The sequence below is a fragment of the Pseudomonas sp. Lb2C2 genome, from assembly GCF_052112205.1.
Classification (GTDB): Bacteria; Pseudomonadota; Gammaproteobacteria; order Pseudomonadales; family Pseudomonadaceae; genus Aquipseudomonas; species Aquipseudomonas kilonensis.
The window spans coordinates 589,995-605,639 of the sequence record NZ_JAUTYW010000005.1 but is presented as its reverse complement, the minus strand read 5'-3'; the positions used below and the strand labels follow the sequence as shown (position 1 = coordinate 605,639).

Genomic DNA, 15,645 nt, shown 5'->3' with positions numbered 1-15,645 from the left:
GGCAGCGCATGGAACTCTATACCTATTACCGCTCCACCTCGTCCTATCGGGTGCGCATTGCGTTGGCGCTCAAGGGCCTGGATTATCAGGCCTTGCCCGTCAACCTGATCGCTGCGCCTGGGGGCGAGCATCGCCAGCCGGCCTACCTGGCGATCAACCCCCAGGGCCGGGTGCCGGCGTTGCGTACCGATGAGGGCGCGCTGCTGGTGCAATCGCCCGCCATCATCGAATACCTGGAGGAACGTTATCCACAGGTGCCGCTGCTCAGCACAGACCTGGCGGTGCGCGCCCATGAGCGTGGCGTCGCCGCGCTGATCGGTTGCGACATTCACCCCCTGCACAATGTCAGCGTGCTCAACAAACTGCGGCAGTGGGGCCACGATGAAACGCAGGTGACGGAGTGGATCGGGCAGTGGATCAGCCAGGGGTTGGCGGCGGTGGAGCAGTTGATTGGCGACGACGGCTATTGCTTCGGTGCAGTGCCGGGGCTGGCGGATGTGTACCTGATCCCGCAGTTGTACGCCGCCGAGCGGTTCAATGTTTCGTTGCTGGCGTATCCGCGGATCCGTCGCGTCGCGGCCTTGGCGACCGGGCATGTGGCGTTCCAGCAGGCGCACCCGGCGAAGCAGCCGGATACCCCGGCCTGACATTGATGTAGGCCGTTGCACCGCTATCGCGAGCAAGCTCGCTCCCACATTGGACTGTGACAAGCACAAAACCTGAGTTCAATGCGATCAACTGTGGGAGCGAGCTTGCTCGCGATAGCGATTTAACCACCTGCAACCGCTCAATGCACAACCGAATTCGGCGGCAAATGCCCCAGCCGCTCCGTCAGCCGGATCCGCTGGATCGGATCGTCGCTGAGCATCAGGGCATGCTCCAGGTCGAAGCGTTCGGCGTTGGGGCAATCGAGTCGCTGATACAGGCTGGCGCGGGCCAGGTAGTCGGCGGCGCTGGCGTTGCCCAGTTCCAGTACCCGTTCGGCGTCGATCAGGGCCGCGATGTAATCGTCGTTCGCCAGATGCAGTTGACGCAGGTTGCGCGACAGGCGCTGCAGCATCTGCATCGGCTCGGCGTTGACCAGGTGCTCAGCCTTGAGCGGCATGTTCGCGCCGTATTGGCGCTGTAGCAGTTCCCGGCAGTCATTGGGGTACAACCGGCGGCCACCGCACGGATCGAGCAGGTGATCGGCACCGGGTACCTTCAACAGGAAATGCCCGGGGAAATTGACACCGACCATCGGAATTTCCAGGCCTCGGGCCAGTTCCAGGGCAATCAGGCCGAGGGCCAGGGGTTGCCCGCGTTTGCGTGCCAGGACTTTGTCCAGCAACGCCGCTCGTGGTCGCAGAGGCGTGAAGTCGTCCTGGGCGAAGCCCAAGTCATTGAGCCGTCGCAGCAAGGGCTGGCCCAGTTCGCTGACAGGCAGCATCGGCAGGCCATGGCTGACCCGCTGTTGCAGCTCCTTGAAATCCTTCAGCAAGGCCGGTACGTCGACTTCGCGATCATGTTCGGCAGCGATCCACAGCGCCGCTTCGAACAGCGCCGGTGGCGAGCGGTGCAGACAATCAAAAAAGGCTTGGCGCGGTTTCATCAAACTCTCCGGGCTATGCTCCCGTTTTAGCCCTGCCATGGATTTTCGTCCAGTCTCGGAAAGAGGCTGTAACAGGTTATGCCGAAAAAGACTGACCACCCCGGCGACTTATTCCTGCGTGCTCCAGCAAATTTCGACTGCACGCCTATACTGGCGAAACAAACAAAAGTGATTCGGGAGCCTTTCGATGTTTGCTCTCATGCAAAGCTCCCGCCTTGAATCGCTGCACCTAAGCGTAGACCCGGCAACCGGGTTGAAGGCGGTGATTGCCATTCATTGCAGTCGTCCGGGGCCCGCCCTGGGGGGCTGTCGTTACCTTGCCTACCCCGACGACGAAAGTGCCGTGGTCGATGCCGTGCGCCTGGCCCAGGGCATGAGCTACAAGGCGGCGCTGGCCGGCTTGCCCGTGGGCGGCGGGGTGGCGGTGATCATGCGTCCGGCCCATGTCGAGAGTCGGGCGGCGCTGTTCGAAGCCTTCGGCCGTTGTATCGAGCAATTGGACGGGCGCTACATCACGGCCATCGACAGCGGCACGTCGGTGGCCGACATGGATTGCATCGCCCAGCAGACTCGTCATGTCACCAGTACCACGGCCTCGGGAGACCCCGCGCCCCATGCGGCAATGGGGGTTTTTGCCGGTATCCGTGCCACCGCCATGGCCCGTCTGGGCAGCGATAACCTCGAAAGCCTGCGGGTAGCGATCCAAGGCCTGGGCAATGTCGGTTATGCCCTGGCCGAACAACTGCACGCGGCGGGTGCCGAACTGCTGGTCAGTGACATCGATCCCGGCAAGGTGCAATTGGCGATGGAGCAACTGGGCGCCCATCCGATCGCCAACGACGCGTTGCTCAGCACGCCCTGCGACATCCTTGCCCCCTGCGGGCTGGGTGGGGTGCTCAACAGCCAAAGCGTGGCGCAACTGCGCTGCTCGGCCGTTGCCGGCTCGGCCCATAATCAGTTGAGCAACCTGCAAGTGGCCGACCAGTTGGAAAGACGTGGAATTCTCTATGCGCCGGATTACGTGATCAACTCCGGCGGGCTGATCTACGTCGCGCTGAAGCATCGCGGCGAAGAACTGTCGACGATCACTGCGCATTTGTCGAAGATCGGTGCCCGGCTCACGGAAGTCTTTGCCCATGCCCAGGCGGAGAAGCGCTCACCGGCCCGGGTGGCCGATGAGCTGGCGGAGCGTTTGTTGTACCGCTGAAAATCAAAAGGAAGTAATGGGTAGCAGTGAAGCAGCCTATCTGTGGGAGCAAGGCTTGCCCGCGATGCAGGCGCCGCGACTGTTCAGGCTAACCGAGTCATCGTTCATCGCGAGCAAGCTTTGCTCCCACAGCTGCAATTACCTCAACAGATACACCGGAAAGCACTCGCACAGATGCATCACTCGGCGTCGGGTGTTTTCCAGACACGCCGCGTTGTCCGGCTGTTCCAGCAGGTCGGCGATCAAGTTCGCCACTTCGGCACATTCCGCTTCGCCAAAGCCGCGCGTGGTCAGTGCCGGCGTGCCGATGCGAATGCCGCTGGTGATGGCCGGTTTCTGCGGATCGTTGGGGATCGCGTTTTTGTTCAGGGTGATGTGGGCACTTTCCAGCAGCGCCTCGGCGTCTTTGCCGGTGATGTTCATCGAGCGCAGATCGAGCAGGAACATGTGGCAGTCGGTACCGCCGGACACCACCCGCAAGCCGCGTCGGGTCAGGACGTCGGCCATGACGCGGGCGTTGTCGATCACCCGCTGCTGGTAATGCTTGAACCCGTCGCTCAAGGCTTCGTTGAATGCCACGGCCTTGGCGGCGATGACGTGCATCAGCGGGCCGCCCTGGTACACCGGGAAAATCGTCTTGTCGAGCAGGGCGGCATATTGCGCCTTGGCCAGGATCAGACCGCCGCGCGGGCCGCGCAAGGTCTTGTGGGTGGTAGAGGTGATGAAGTCGGCGATGCCAACCGGCGACGGGTACACGCCAGCAGCGATCAACCCGGCGTAGTGCGCCATGTCCACCATCAGGTAGGCGCCGATTTCATCGCAGATCTTGCGAAAGCGCTGGAAGTCGATGGTCCGCGAATAGGCTGAGGCCCCGGCGATGATCATCTTCGGCCGGTGTTCCCTGGCCAGGGCTTCCATTTCTTCGTAGTCGAGGGTTTCGGTTTCCGTGTCCAGGCCATAGGAAAATGCCCGGTAGATCTTGCCGGAAAAATTCACCGAGGCGCCGTGGGTCAGGTGGCCGCCATGGGCCAGGGACATGCCCAGGATGGTGTCGCCGGGTTCAAGTACCGCCAGGAAAACCGCCTGGTTGGCCTGGGAGCCGGAGTGCGGCTGCACGTTGGCGTATTCGCAGTTGAACAACTTGCGAGCGCGTTCGATGGCCAGGTTCTCGATTTCATCGACGACCTTGCAGCCGCCGTAGTAACGCTTGCCCGGATAGCCTTCGGCGTATTTGTTGGTGAGCACGGAACCCTGGGCCTGGAGCACTTCCTCGCTGACATAGTTTTCCGAAGCGATCAGCTCCAGGTGGGTTTCCTGGCGGTTGCGCTCGCGGTCGATCAGGCGGGCAATGGCGGGGTCGAAATTGTGCAGGCTCATGGTGTGATTCCTTGGGTAAGTGCTTCGGCCAGTGGCGCAGTCACGTAATGTGGCAACACCCGTGGCTGGCTTCAGTCGAGTCGGTCAGGCTGGTGGATGGCAGGCGTTCGATTGGTTGCATCGAGCGATCATGGTCGGCTGCCCTCGGCGATAACGGCGACTTTGCGTTCGCGGGTGTAGGTCAGCACGAAGTGCGCCACGAGGCCGAAGATCAGGCCCCAGAATGCGGCGGCCAGGCCGAGGAAGCTCATGCCCGAAGCTGTCACCAGAAAGGTGATCAGGGCAGCTTCGCGTTGTTTCTCGTCAGCCATGGCGCCGGTCAGCCCGGCACTGATCGCGCCAAACAAGGCGAGGCCGGCGAGGGATGCGATCAATTCTTTCGGCAGTGCGGAGAACACCGAGGCCAGGGTGGCGCCAAAGGTACCCATCAGAATGTAGAACACCCCGCAAGCGATCCCGGCCATGTAGCGTTTATCGCGGTCTTCGTGGGCTTCGCGGCCAGTGCAGATCGCTGCGGTAATGGCCGCCAGGTTCAAACCGTGGGAACCGAACGGGGCCATCAGGATCGAGCCAATCGCGGTGACTGAAATGATCGAGCGCGCTGGCGTGTTGTAGCCCGAGGTGCGCAACACGGCCATGCCTGGCACGTACTGGCCGGTCAAGGTCACCAGCGCCAGTGGCAGGCCGATGTTGATGATTGCGTGCCAGTTCCATTCAGGGGCGATGAAGACCGGCTGGGCCACGGCGATGGTGATCGAGGTGCTATTGAGTTCACCGAACGAGGCGGCCACCGCGCAACCGACGATCAGCACCGACAGGATCGCGTAGCGTGGCGAAAAGCGCTTGAAGATCAGGTATGCCGCGATCATCGCCAACACCAATGCCGGCTGCAGCTTGATCGAGGTGAACAGCTCGGCACCGAAGCGGAACAGGATCCCGGCGAGCATCGCGGCGGCAATGGCCTTGGGCAGGCGGCTCATCAGCTTGTCGAACGCGCCGGACAAACCGACCAGCGTGATGATCACCGACGCCACCACATAGGCACCGATGGCCTGGGGCAGGGTCACGGTGGGCAGCATCGACACCAGTAACGCTGCACCCGGTGTCGACCACGCGGTGATGACCGGAACACGCAGGCGCCAGCTCAGGAACAGGCCGGTAATCCCGCTGCCGATGGAAATGGCCCAGATCCATGAAGACACCACGTCGTCGGGCAGGTGCGCTTCCTTGGCTGCCTGGAACACGATGATGAGCGGGCCGGCATAGGAAATGATCACGGCGATGAAGCCCGCGATGACCGCCGACAGGGATAGATCCTTTCTGAATGTGTCCATGATGTCTCGACTTGGCGCGACAGGAGCGCGCAGTGAATGATTGAGTCGATTGCTTCGATTCCAGATCAGTGTATTTGAATGAATTGAGTTGATTCAATAGGGAGCGGGATTGTTACGAGATATTTTTCTGCCATGGCGGGCTGTTTTTGTGGTTTTTATGAATTAACTATTTGATTTTTAATAATATTATTTCTTGTAAAGATTTCTTCATGTCGCATTGAGAAACGATTCAATAATCGTATCAATCGATTCAATGTGTCGATTGTGTCGAATTATTAGTTGCCTAACCTCCATGTGATATGCTCGGATATTCATCATTTCTACGATGGGCAGTGATCATTCATGTGGGTTCCCCAGCTAAGCGAGTTCAGCCAGCCGATGTATTTGTCGATTGCCGATGCGTTGGCGCGCGATATCAACAACGGCGTGCTGAACGAGGGCGATCGCCTGCCGACCTTGCGGGAGCTGGCCACCACCTTGAATGTCACGCCGGGCACCATCAGCCGGGCCTATAGCGAGGCTCATCGGCGTCGGTTGGTGCAGGGGGAAGTGGGACGTGGCACGTACGTGCTCAACCAGAAGCAACTGGAACTGCCGGCCAGCAACAGCGCCTCCGCGCCGCTGAACCTGGGGCAATCCGAACTGCTCGATCTTTCGATCATCAAGCCCTACAGCGAAACCCTGGAGTACTGGTTGCGCGGCGCGCTGGTGGGCATGGCAAAAAGCACCGATTTCGCGCGCGCACTGGATTACGCGCCGGATGGCGGGCACCCGGCGCATCGCGAGGCGGGGGCGCAATGGTTGCGTCATTCATTGCCCGACGCGCAATGGCAGCAAGTGGTGATCACCGCAGGGGCCCAGCATGGCTTGATGGTCGCGATGAGCGCCCTGACCAACGCTGGCGACCTGGTGCTCTGCGAAGCGCTTTGCTACCCCGGCATCATTTCCCTGGCCCATGGCCTGGAGCGCCGCCTGCGTGGCGTGCCGATGGATGACGAGGGCATCATTCCGGAAGCCTTGCGCGAACTGTGCCTGCGCGAGAAGCCGGCGATGCTGGTCTGCGTGGCGACCTGCCAGAACCCGACGGCGGCGATCATGTCGCAGAAACGTCGGGCCCAGATCGCCGCGCTTGCCGAGGAGTTCGACTTCATCATCCTGGACGATGACATCTATGGCTTTCTGGCCACCGATCCGTCGATCAAGCCACTGTCGGCTTTTGCGCCGGACCGTTCGGTGTACCTGACCAGCCTGTCGAAATCGGTCATGCCGGCGCTTCGCGTCGGTTACATCTACAGCCCGCCTAAATTGCTGTCGCGCCTGACCTCGATGGTGCGCAGCAGTGTCTGGATGCCGTCGCCGTTGACCGCACAGTTGGCCAGCAATGTAATTACCGAAGGCCTGGACAAGAAACTGATCCGCATCCAGCGCAACGAGGCGGCGGGGCGGCAAGCCATTGCCCGGGAAATCTTTGCCAATTTCGAGCTCAAGACCCAGCCATATTCCTATCACGTCTGGTTGACGCTGCCGGAGCCATGGACCAGCGACGAGTTCACCATGCTCGCCCGGGCCAACGGCGTACTGGTGCTCAGCGGCACCCAGTTCCAGGCTGAGCGTTCAGGTACCACTCGGTGCGTGCGGCTGGTGTTGATGTCCCCCACCAGCCAGGACGAACTGCGGTTCGCCCTGACCAAGCTGGCCAGCCTGATCGATTCAGACCCACGTCGTTATTACTGAAAAAGATCGCAGCCTTCGGCAGCGCCTACGTGGTGTAGGCGCTGCCGAAGGCTGCGATCTTTTTTAGTTATTCGTCCGACGGATTGAGCAGTTCGGATAAGGCGTCCGGTTGGCTCTTGAATGCCTTGGCGAACACATCACGATTCTTCGCCATGTAGATCCCGGCCTCCTCGACCTGTTTCTCGCTCAGCGATGGAACGGCTTTTTGCAACACCTCTGCCAGCAATTCGGCGAGTTCCAGCATTTTGTCATGACGGTCAGCTTCGGCTTTATCCATGAACAAGCGCTCCAGATCTCGGCTGCTGCGGTATACCACTTCGACGGCCATTCACCACCTCACATGCCTTCACATTGGTTGTCTTTGTGACTACTGTATTTATATACAGGCAAAAGAATAAGCGAATCCTCCAGCTTTGGATAGTGGCTTTTTAATGTAGACCGATTTCGGCATGTGAGGGCAAAGCTTGTGTGGGGGCAAAGCTTGCTCGCGATCAGGCCGTATGAAACTCTCCAAAGTGCCGGATACCAGCCTATCGCCATCTCACCCTCAGTCGCTGGCCTTTTTTCTGCATGCAGAACAACCGTCACGTCCAACCCGCATCATCCGGTCGAGTCGACCTAAGGAAACTACATCGTGAAAATCAACTGGGCCGAGAACCTGCGCCAGAACGTTCATCAACTGGCCGAGTCCCTGGGAAACCTGTTCGTCGAGACCTTCCACTACCTGGCGCTGTTCGCCATCGGTGCGGTGACCGCGTGGGCGGCGGTGATGGAATTCTTGCAGATGATCGAAGCAGGACACATCAAGATCGATGACATTCTGCTGCTGTTTATCTATCTGGAATTGGGGGCGATGGTCGGTATCTACTTCAAGACCAACCACATGCCGGTACGGTTTCTGATCTACGTGGCAATCACGGCGCTGACGCGGTTGCTGATTTCCAACGTCTCCCACCACAGTCCGCCAGACCTGGGGATCATCTACCTGTGCGGTGGCATCTTGCTGCTGGCGTTTTCGATCCTGGTGGTGCGCTACGCTTCGTCGCAGTTCCCTTCGGTGAAGATCGAGCACCCGCACCGCAAGGTCGGCGCGGGTACCAGCGAGCATGCCGAAGTGGAGAAAGGAGAAATCTAAATCCCGACGGCCGAGGACGCCGGCCCCTGGGCGTGCGGTGGTGGCAGCTTGATGTTGTCACCGCCAGTCATGGCTTCGAGGATGGCCACGGCACTGTGGCCCTGCTCGATGGCGATCCCGAACTGAATGCTTTGCACCAGGCGCTTGAGCCGCTCCGGGTCGTTGCGCTGCTGGGCGCTGATCATGCGTTTGGCGACGACGCGCCCGCTCTTGGACAGCGTCAGCATGATGCTGCCATCCAGGCCCTGGATACTCAGGTTGATTTGATAATGCGGCGCAAAAGCGTCGGTAATGATCTGAAAAGGGTTGTCCATGATGCGTCACCGCCTGATTGAACGTGCAGTTGTTGACCGGCCGTGATCGGGATTAGTTCGCAACACCAGACCATCGGCCATTCCATGATCGTGTTCATCTCAAGATTCCTGGGGGCCAGGCAGGCCTCAGGATCAAAAGATCGCAGCCTGCTGCAGCTCCTACAGGGAGTTAGCAAGTGGCATGCCGGAAAAACTGTCGGACAATGATCCCGGAGCCTAAGCGCCGGACGCTCTGGAATGCGGCTATGGCCGCTGCCCGTTTCGGGGCAATAACGCGCGGATGTTCGTTGACGGTGCAGGCGGGGGCGACGATTTGAGCTGGGTAGGCAGGGCAGGGGCAACTCCCGACATTAACAGCGCTTTTGCCCGTTGTCTGGCTTTATTTGCGTATGAATATTTATCTTTTTCCAGGGGTTGAATTGTTCTTCCGCCAGCCCGACTCTGTATTCAAGGGGCCGTTGCATCAACGTCGACGGCCCCCGGCGAGCTAGCTGAAATAAGGGATGAACTATGCAAATCCAAGTCAACAGCGATAACCATATTCAAAGCAGCATCCGACTGGAGGAGTGGGTACGTACTACCATCGAAAGCACGCTCGAACGTTATGAAGAGGACCTGACACGGGTCGAGGTTCATTTGCGGGACGAGAACGGCGACAAGCCCGGTCCCCATGATCTGCGTTGCCAGCTTGAAGCACGGCCGAAGGGCCATCAGCCTATTTCCGTGACGCACAAGGCCGAATCGCTGGAACTGGCGATCGAAGGCGCGGCGAGCAAACTTGAAAATGCCCTGGAGCATTTGTTTGGCAAACTGCGCGTCAAGCGCGCCGCCGTCAACGGTCCGACCGAGTCGATTGCCCTGGCTGATGCCATGCTGGAAGAAGAATTCCTGGAGAACGAACGGGCCGCACTCAACGGCTAAGCGCGATCACTTAAACTTACTCACCGAACAGACGGGCCTGCAATCGCAGGCCCGTCTTGTTTCAGCGGTCCTACGTGGTCCTGAATCAGAAGGCCACGGATGTCTGCACATACAACGTGCGCGGCTCACCGACATACTTGCCCCGGTTGTTGTCATCGAACGAACGGGTGAAGTACTGGGTATTGAAGATGTTCTTCAAGCCCACAGCCACGTTCAGGTCCGACAGTTTCGGGCCGAAATCATAGGCGGCGCGGCTGCTGAACAGCATATAGCCTGGGATATTGCCGGTACTGCCGTCGGCGCTTTCGGCGCGGGTATTGGCGTTGTCGGCAAACTGCGCGCTCTGATAGGTGCTGTCCAGGTTCAGCTTCCACGGCCCGTCCGTGTAACCCACGCCCAGTGTGCCTTTGTGCTTCGAGGAGAATGGCACACGGTTGCCTTTGTTCGGTCCATCTTCACGAATGGTGGCATCGACGAAAGCATAGGTGGCATACACGTCAAAACCGGCCAGCGCCGGGCTCAGGTCGTCGAGGGCGTAATTGATGCTGGTTTCGATGCCCTGGTGGCGGGTCTCGCCTCGGGCGATCACCGAGTCGTTGGTCTGGTTGCTTTCGTACTGGTTGTCGAAGTTGATCAGAAACGCGCCGATTTCCGCCCGCAGGTTGCCATTGTCATAGCGGGTGCCCAGTTCCCAGGTGCGGGCCTTTTCCGGCTTCACTTCGCCGCTGCTGACACGGTTGGGCATCTGGCTGTACTGCACACTGCCGAACGAACCTTCGGTATTGGCATACAGATTCCACTCGTCGGTCAGGTGATACAGTACGTTCAGTGCTGGCAGGGCAGTGTTGTAGTCGCCCTTGTACTTCACATTCGTCAAATTGTTCGTCTGCTGCGATTCGATCATTTCGTAGCGAACACCCGGCGTTATGGTCCATTTGCCGATGTCGATCCGGTCATCGATGAAAAATGCGTTGGCCTCAGTGCCGCCACGCGTATCACGATCGTTGCGGCTGGAGGTTGTCGGCAATTCGTTGCTGGCGATCGGCGTGCGGTAACGCAGTTCGTGGCCGGCCTCGTTGATGTAGCGATAGCCGACGCCAACCTCATGGCTGGTCGGACCAATGTCAAAACCCTGGGCGAAACGGGTTTCCAGGCCGCGGACCCAATATTCGCGCGGCGACAGGGACAGGAAGGTGCCCTGGTCCAGGTAGCCGCTGCGCAAGGTCTTGGTGAAGAAGGTGCTGGCGGTGAATTCTCGACGGTCCTGTTGGTAGCGGTACCCGAAATTGACCAGGGTGCGACGCCCCCAGAAGCGGTCGTTCGGACGCGTGGATTGATACGGGTTGGCGTCGTAGTCGGCCACATTCAGACCGCCGGGCATGTCGGCTTCACCTTCGTAGTACTGGGCCATGGCGTTGAAACTGTTGGCCTCGTCCAGCTGGTAATTGCCCTTGAGGATCAGGTCGTCAATTTGCGTGTCGCTGTGTTCGCGCCAGTCGCCGCCGCGGGTGCCGGAGTACAACAGGGCGCCGCCAAGGCCGTTGTCGGCGGTGCCGCCGGCCAGCAGGTTGGAGGACGTCTTGAAGCCGTCATGGCTGGAGGACGGGCTGGTCTCGGTCTGGAAACCGCCCTTTACCGTCGGCGTATCGGGAATCGCCCGCGTCACGAAGTTGACCACGCCGCCGACGTTCTGCGGACCGTAGCGCACCGCGCCGCCGCCGCGCACGACATCCACCGCATCCATGTTGCCCATGCTGACCGGCGCGAACGATAGCTGTGGTTGGCCGTACGGTGCGAAAGGCACCGGGATGCCGTCCATCAGCACCGTGGAGCGTGAGGCCAGGCGTGGATTGAGCCCGCGGATACCAAAGTTCAGCGCCATGTCATGGCTGCCAGTTCCGTTGTTTTCCGGTGCGTTGACGCCGGGAATGCGATTGAGCACATCCCGCGCCTGGGTCGCGCCCTGGCGTTCGAACGTCTCACGACGGATGACGTCACGGGCTCCGGGGTGTTCGAATACATTGGCTTGCGCAGCATCGCCGAGCCAGTCACCGACCACGGTGGTGGTGCCGATTTCCAGCGCGGTGCTGGCGGCCGGTTGCAGGCTGAAGGCGTTGTCTCCCTCGGGCCGGGCTTGCAGGCCTGTGCCTTCGAGCAGCGCGCTCAGCCCTTGCTCCGGGCTGTAGTTGCCTTCCAGACCGCGACTTTGCAGGCCTGCGGTCGTCTGCGAGCCGAAGGAAATCAACACCCCGGCCTCGCGTCCGAACTGATTGAGGGCATTTTCCAGTGACGACGGCGCGATGTGATAGGCCTTGGCATCTGCCGCCTGCGCGGGAGGCAGTGCGACGAAACTCAAGCTGGCCCCCAGGAGCAATTGACGCGCGGTACGGGCGAGCGGGGTGAGACGGGTGGATTGCTGCGACATGGATGAGAATCCCGAGAAGGTTGTATCGAAGTGCTTTCCTTCTCTGTCACCCGAGGTGTGGAAAACGGCTCACTGGCGCATCACTTTTTTCAGGTGGGCGGCCAAGGTTCAAGCGCGAGCCTCGACCGAGACCCAATAGCGGGTAAAGCGGCGCACTGTTACTGGCAGGCTGACTTCCAGCAGATCGAGGATTCGTTCGCTGTTGTCCAACGGATAAGTGCCAGAGACCAGAAGGTTGGCAACCGCTTCGTCGCAGCGCAATTGGCCGCGTCGGTAGCGGCCGAGCTCGTCGAGAAAATCCGCCAGGCGCATGTGCGCTGCTATCAGCATGCCTTCCGTCCAGGCGCCGCTATTGGCATCCAGCGCCGTGGCGGGCCCGGCGCCGTTGATGCCAAGGCTCAATTGCCGTGATGTCGCCAGCAACAATGCCGGGCCGTGTCGGTTATGAATGTCTACTTCGCCTTCAAACACTGCCACCTGGGTGTGGCCCGGATACTCGCGTACGTTGAATCGGGCATTGCGGCTTTCCAGCAGCCCATGGGCGGTCAGCACTTGCAGGGGCCGAGGGGCCCGGGCAGCCGTCAACAACAATTCCCCCTCCAGCAGGCGGATCAAGCGACGCTGAGCGTCGAAGCGGATGTCTACCGCGCTGCCACTGTTGAGCTGCAACTGGCTGCCGTCATCCAGCGTCAGGCGCCGCCGTTCGCCCACCGGGCTGCGAAAATCGGCCATCAAGGGTGGCAGCAATTGGCGTTCACGCAGGCCCCAGGTCAACGCTGAGCCAGCGCCAAGCACCAGCAACATCTTGAGTGCCCGACGCCGAGCAGCGGACTTCGGTGCATTGAGGGTCGCATGAGCTAACGGAGAGGACACACTGCGCAGCCGCTGATTGACCCGCTGGATATGCTCCCAGGCCCGGCGATGTTCGCTATGAGCATTGAGCCACTGCTCCCAGGCTTGCTGCTGGCGCGTATCGAGAGGGCCTTGCTGCATCTCCAGAAACCAGTGCACGGCTTGTTCCGCGACTTGCGCGCTGACATTCGGCGCGCTGTGCATCGGCGGGCTCACAAGGCGAAGTAGCAGCGCATCGCTGCCTTGTTCAGATGACGCTTGACCGTCGCCAATGAAATACCCAATTCGCGGGCGATCTCGTTGTAGGTCAGGCCGTCGACCTGGGCCAGCAAAAACGCCCGCTTGACCACACGCGGCAGGCCATCGAGCAATTGATCGAGCTCCAGCAGGGTTTGCAGGATGATCGCCCGTTCCTCTTCCGACGGAGCCACTTGCTCGGGCAGTTGGGCAAGTGCATCGAGGTAGGTCCGCTCCAGGTCCTGGCGACGGTAGTGGTTGAACAACACACGCTTGGCGATGGTGGTGAGAAAAGCCCGAGGTTCGAGGATCGGTTGTGGATCGTGCGCGGTCAGTACCCGTACAAACGTGTCCTGTGCCAGGTCGGCGGCGCTTTCGGGGCAGCCGAGCCTGCGTCGCAACCAGCCGTTGAGCCAGCTTTTATGGGCGTTGTAGAGCACTTCGACGGTGTGTGCAGGCGGCAACGAGGAGCATCCCGACAGCGATGAGCTGTGCTAGAGAACAAGAATTGTTCGCATTGTAGGGGCGCGGCAGGGGCTACGGCAATCGGGATGAGTGCCTGGTTGTTTCATTTGACCGGCGCAGGGTGGCGTCTAGCGCAAGAACGCCAGCCGATACTCCCCGGGATTCGCGCCCAAGGCCTGGCGAAAACGGTTGGTGAAATGACTGGCGCTGGCAAATCCGCAGGCCAGTGCCACGTCGCCCAACGGTTGTGAAGTGCTGCGTAACAAATGCCGCGCCAGGGCAAGCCGTCGTGCCAGCACGTACTGATGCGGTGGCAATCCGAAACTTTCGCGGAACATCCGGGCGAAGTGGTATTCGGACAATGCACACAGCGCCGCCAGTTGCCCAAGGCTGATGGCTTCCGCCAGATGACTTTCTATGTAATCCCTCAGCATTCGCCGCTGATGAGGGGCTAGTCCGCCCTTCAAGCGAAGCCCTTGTCGCGGGCTGACCTGGCTGAGCAGCAGATGCCCGAGCAGGTCATGGGCCAGGCTGGTGCAGAGCAGGCGCTCGGCGGGCTCATTCCAGTTCAGGTTGATCAATTGGTGAAAGCGCTGTGCCTGTTGCGGGTCGTCGAGGAACGTCTCTTCGTGCAGTTGCAACTGCCGGGGTTCGCGATCCAGTAGCGTGACGCACCCCAGGGCGAATTGTTCAGCGCTGAAATACAGGTGGGCAAGGCGAATGTCGCCGTTGATGACCCAGGCCGATTGATGTCCGGCGGGCAGTACGCACAGTTTGCCCGGCGCGCCCGTGGTATCGGGTCGCTCGCGGCGAAACGTACCGGTGCCGCCAGCGATGTAGCATGACAGCGTATGGTGGGTCGGCGCCTCGTAGTCCTGGGCGTCGTGGTGATTGCTCCACAAAGCGGCCGCCAAGCCGTCCCCGAGCTCGGCGCTGTGCTCCAGGCGAGCATTGGGCGAGCTGTTGAGGGCTTGAAAGACTTGCAGGGTTTGCAGTGTGGACATGATCGGTTCTCCAACGCTTGCATCCTACTCCGTCGGCCGATCCACGCCAGCCAGCCTGCCGAAAAAACCGCAAGTTTATGCAAGCGCCGGGTCAATGGCGGCGTGACACTGGGGGCCATTGCCAGGAGTCGCCGTCATGAACCTCTCGTTGTACCTGCTCACCGTGCTCATCTGGGGCACCACCTGGATTGCCCTGAAATTGCAATTGGGCGTGGTCGCCATCCCGGTTTCGATCGTTTATCGCTTTGGCCTCGCGGCGTTGATCCTGTTCGCGATGCTCTTGCTCAGCCGGCGCTTGCAGGCGATGAACCGGCGCGGCCATTTGATTTGCGTTGCCCAGGGCCTGTGCCTGTTCTGCATCAACTTCATGTGCTTCCTGACCGCCAGCCAATGGATTCCCAGTGGGTTGGTCGCCGTGGTGTTTTCCACCGCCACGCTCTGGAACGCCCTCAATGCCCGCGTGTTCTTCGGGCAGCGGATCGCGCGCAACGTGCTGTTGGGCGGCGCCCTGGGGCTTTCGGGGCTGGCGCTGCTGTTCTGGCCGGAACTGGCCGGCCACAGCGCCAGCCCGCAAACCTTGCTTGGCTTGGCGCTGGCGTTGCTGGGCACCTTGTGTTTCTCGGCGGGCAACATGCTCTCGAGTCTGCAACAGAAAGCCGGTCTCAAACCGTTGACCACCAACGCCTGGGGCATGGCCTATGGCGCGGCGATGTTGGCGGTGTGGTGTGTGTTCCAAGGTATCCCGTTCGACATGGAATGGAACACGCGCTACATCGGCTCGCTGTTGTACCTGGTGATTCCAGGCTCGGTGATCGGCTTTACCGCCTACCTGACGCTGGTGGGGCGCATGGGGCCAGAGCGGGCGGCGTATTGCACGGTCCTGTTCCCGGTGGTGGCGTTGAACGTCTCGGCGTTTGCCGAGGGCTACCAGTGGACGGCGCCGGCATTGATGGGGTTGGTGCTGGTGATGCTGGGGAACGTGCTGGTGTTTCGCAAGCCCCGGTCGCAGCCCATGAAGACCGCCTTGGGCGCACGTTGAAATGACAGCG

General features: G+C 60.6%; 15 protein-coding genes. 6 read left to right on the top strand and 9 right to left on the bottom strand.

The window, feature by feature from the left end:
• The first annotated feature begins 8 nt into the window (after window positions 1–8).
• Entirely contained in the window at window positions 9–647 is a 639-nt protein-coding gene (maiA, locus tag Q7F16_RS18175; protein WP_046063574.1) for a maleylacetoacetate isomerase, read from the top strand.
• 140 nt (window positions 648–787) lie between these two features.
• Here maiA and Q7F16_RS18170 read toward each other — a convergent pair whose 3' ends face one another.
• The gene (locus tag Q7F16_RS18170; RefSeq protein ID WP_014340129.1) at window positions 788–1,591 is read right to left on the bottom strand and encodes a SirB1 family protein; all 804 of its coding nucleotides are present in this window, start codon (window positions 1,589–1,591) and stop codon (window positions 788–790) included.
• Window positions 1,592–1,778: 187 nt separating this feature from the next.
• Here Q7F16_RS18170 and Q7F16_RS18165 point away from each other — a divergent pair, with 187 nt between their 5' ends.
• Window positions 1,779–2,798: a Glu/Leu/Phe/Val dehydrogenase family protein gene (locus Q7F16_RS18165; protein WP_018604214.1), complete on the top strand. Its 1,020-nt coding sequence runs from the start codon at window positions 1,779–1,781 to the stop codon at window positions 2,796–2,798.
• A 138-nt stretch (window positions 2,799–2,936) separates the two neighbouring features.
• On the opposite strand, the gene glyA is transcribed toward Q7F16_RS18165, so the two are convergent.
• Both glyA and Q7F16_RS18155 read right to left on the bottom strand, forming a co-directional pair.
• On the bottom strand, window positions 2,937–4,175 hold the full coding sequence (gene glyA / locus Q7F16_RS18160; protein WP_409556145.1) for a serine hydroxymethyltransferase: 1,239 nt from the start codon (window positions 4,173–4,175) through the stop codon (window positions 2,937–2,939).
• 128 nt (window positions 4,176–4,303) lie between these two features.
• Window positions 4,304–5,509 (bottom strand): benzoate/H(+) symporter BenE family transporter, encoded by a 1,206-nt coding sequence (locus Q7F16_RS18155; RefSeq protein ID WP_409556144.1) that lies wholly within the window; start codon window positions 5,507–5,509, stop codon window positions 4,304–4,306.
• A 342-nt stretch (window positions 5,510–5,851) separates the two neighbouring features.
• Between Q7F16_RS18155 and Q7F16_RS18150 the strand changes: the two genes are divergently transcribed.
• A complete protein-coding gene (locus Q7F16_RS18150) occupies window positions 5,852–7,243 on the top strand; it encodes an aminotransferase-like domain-containing protein (protein ID WP_003205412.1) in 1,392 nt (463 codons plus the stop codon).
• A gap of 67 nt (window positions 7,244–7,310) precedes the next feature.
• Here Q7F16_RS18150 and Q7F16_RS18145 read toward each other — a convergent pair whose 3' ends face one another.
• Window positions 7,311–7,571 carry a YebG family protein gene (locus tag Q7F16_RS18145; protein ID WP_014340121.1) on the bottom strand — a complete coding sequence of 87 codons (261 nt, stop codon included), beginning with the start codon at window positions 7,569–7,571 and terminating at the stop codon, window positions 7,311–7,313.
• Window positions 7,572–7,877: 306 nt separating this feature from the next.
• Between Q7F16_RS18145 and Q7F16_RS18140 the strand changes: the two genes are divergently transcribed.
• Window positions 7,878–8,378 (top strand): phosphate-starvation-inducible protein PsiE, encoded by a 501-nt coding sequence (locus tag Q7F16_RS18140; RefSeq protein WP_014340120.1) that lies wholly within the window; start codon window positions 7,878–7,880, stop codon window positions 8,376–8,378.
• On the opposite strand, the gene Q7F16_RS18135 is transcribed toward Q7F16_RS18140, so the two are convergent.
• The gene (locus Q7F16_RS18135; protein ID WP_014340119.1) at window positions 8,375–8,692 is read right to left on the bottom strand and encodes a DUF3509 domain-containing protein; all 318 of its coding nucleotides are present in this window, start codon (window positions 8,690–8,692) and stop codon (window positions 8,375–8,377) included. The genes Q7F16_RS18140 and Q7F16_RS18135 overlap by 4 nt on opposite strands.
• Window positions 8,693–9,202: 510 nt before the next feature.
• Between Q7F16_RS18135 and Q7F16_RS18130 the strand changes: the two genes are divergently transcribed.
• Window positions 9,203–9,613, top strand: coding sequence for an HPF/RaiA family ribosome-associated protein (locus tag Q7F16_RS18130; RefSeq protein WP_014340118.1), 411 nt, complete (start codon window positions 9,203–9,205; stop codon window positions 9,611–9,613).
• Window positions 9,614–9,698: 85 nt separating this feature from the next.
• Here Q7F16_RS18130 and fecA read toward each other — a convergent pair whose 3' ends face one another.
• From fecA to Q7F16_RS18110, 4 genes are all read right to left on the bottom strand, one after another.
• Window positions 9,699–12,038 carry a TonB-dependent Fe(3+) dicitrate receptor FecA gene (fecA, locus tag Q7F16_RS18125; RefSeq protein WP_014340117.1) on the bottom strand — a complete coding sequence of 780 codons (2,340 nt, stop codon included), beginning with the start codon at window positions 12,036–12,038 and terminating at the stop codon, window positions 9,699–9,701.
• A gap of 108 nt (window positions 12,039–12,146) precedes the next feature.
• Window positions 12,147–13,094 carry a FecR domain-containing protein gene (locus Q7F16_RS18120; protein ID WP_204127519.1) on the bottom strand — a complete coding sequence of 316 codons (948 nt, stop codon included), beginning with the start codon at window positions 13,092–13,094 and terminating at the stop codon, window positions 12,147–12,149.
• A gap of 8 nt (window positions 13,095–13,102) precedes the next feature.
• A complete protein-coding gene (locus tag Q7F16_RS18115; protein WP_409556143.1) occupies window positions 13,103–13,591 on the bottom strand; it encodes a sigma-70 family RNA polymerase sigma factor in 489 nt (162 codons plus the stop codon).
• 129 nt (window positions 13,592–13,720) lie between these two features.
• Window positions 13,721–14,596: a helix-turn-helix domain-containing protein gene (locus tag Q7F16_RS18110; RefSeq protein ID WP_409556142.1), complete on the bottom strand. Its 876-nt coding sequence runs from the start codon at window positions 14,594–14,596 to the stop codon at window positions 13,721–13,723.
• A 136-nt stretch (window positions 14,597–14,732) separates the two neighbouring features.
• On the opposite strand from Q7F16_RS18110, the gene Q7F16_RS18105 reads away from it, so the two are divergent.
• Window positions 14,733–15,635 carry a DMT family transporter gene (locus Q7F16_RS18105; protein ID WP_204127520.1) on the top strand — a complete coding sequence of 301 codons (903 nt, stop codon included), beginning with the start codon at window positions 14,733–14,735 and terminating at the stop codon, window positions 15,633–15,635.
• The last annotated feature ends 10 nt before the right edge of the window (window positions 15,636–15,645 follow it).

Coding starts and splice junctions, on each gene's coding strand:
- maiA (WP_046063574.1), top strand. CDS start 9: ATGGAACTCTATACCTATTACCGCTCCACCTCGTCCTATCGGGTGCGC.
- Q7F16_RS18170 (WP_014340129.1), bottom strand. CDS start 1,591: ATGAAACCGCGCCAAGCCTTTTTTGATTGTCTGCACCGCTCGCCACCG.
- Q7F16_RS18165 (WP_018604214.1), top strand. CDS start 1,779: ATGTTTGCTCTCATGCAAAGCTCCCGCCTTGAATCGCTGCACCTAAGC.
- glyA (WP_409556145.1), bottom strand. CDS start 4,175: ATGAGCCTGCACAATTTCGACCCCGCCATTGCCCGCCTGATCGACCGC.
- Q7F16_RS18155 (WP_409556144.1), bottom strand. CDS start 5,509: ATGGACACATTCAGAAAGGATCTATCCCTGTCGGCGGTCATCGCGGGC.
- Q7F16_RS18150 (WP_003205412.1), top strand. CDS start 5,852: ATGTGGGTTCCCCAGCTAAGCGAGTTCAGCCAGCCGATGTATTTGTCG.
- Q7F16_RS18145 (WP_014340121.1), bottom strand. CDS start 7,571: ATGGCCGTCGAAGTGGTATACCGCAGCAGCCGAGATCTGGAGCGCTTG.
- Q7F16_RS18135 (WP_014340119.1), bottom strand. CDS start 8,692: ATGGACAACCCTTTTCAGATCATTACCGACGCTTTTGCGCCGCATTAT.
- Q7F16_RS18130 (WP_014340118.1), top strand. CDS start 9,203: ATGCAAATCCAAGTCAACAGCGATAACCATATTCAAAGCAGCATCCGA.
- fecA (WP_014340117.1), bottom strand. CDS start 12,038: ATGTCGCAGCAATCCACCCGTCTCACCCCGCTCGCCCGTACCGCGCGT.
- Q7F16_RS18120 (WP_204127519.1), bottom strand. CDS start 13,094: ATGCACAGCGCGCCGAATGTCAGCGCGCAAGTCGCGGAACAAGCCGTG.
- Q7F16_RS18110 (WP_409556142.1), bottom strand. CDS start 14,596: ATGTCCACACTGCAAACCCTGCAAGTCTTTCAAGCCCTCAACAGCTCG.
- Q7F16_RS18105 (WP_204127520.1), top strand. CDS start 14,733: ATGAACCTCTCGTTGTACCTGCTCACCGTGCTCATCTGGGGCACCACC.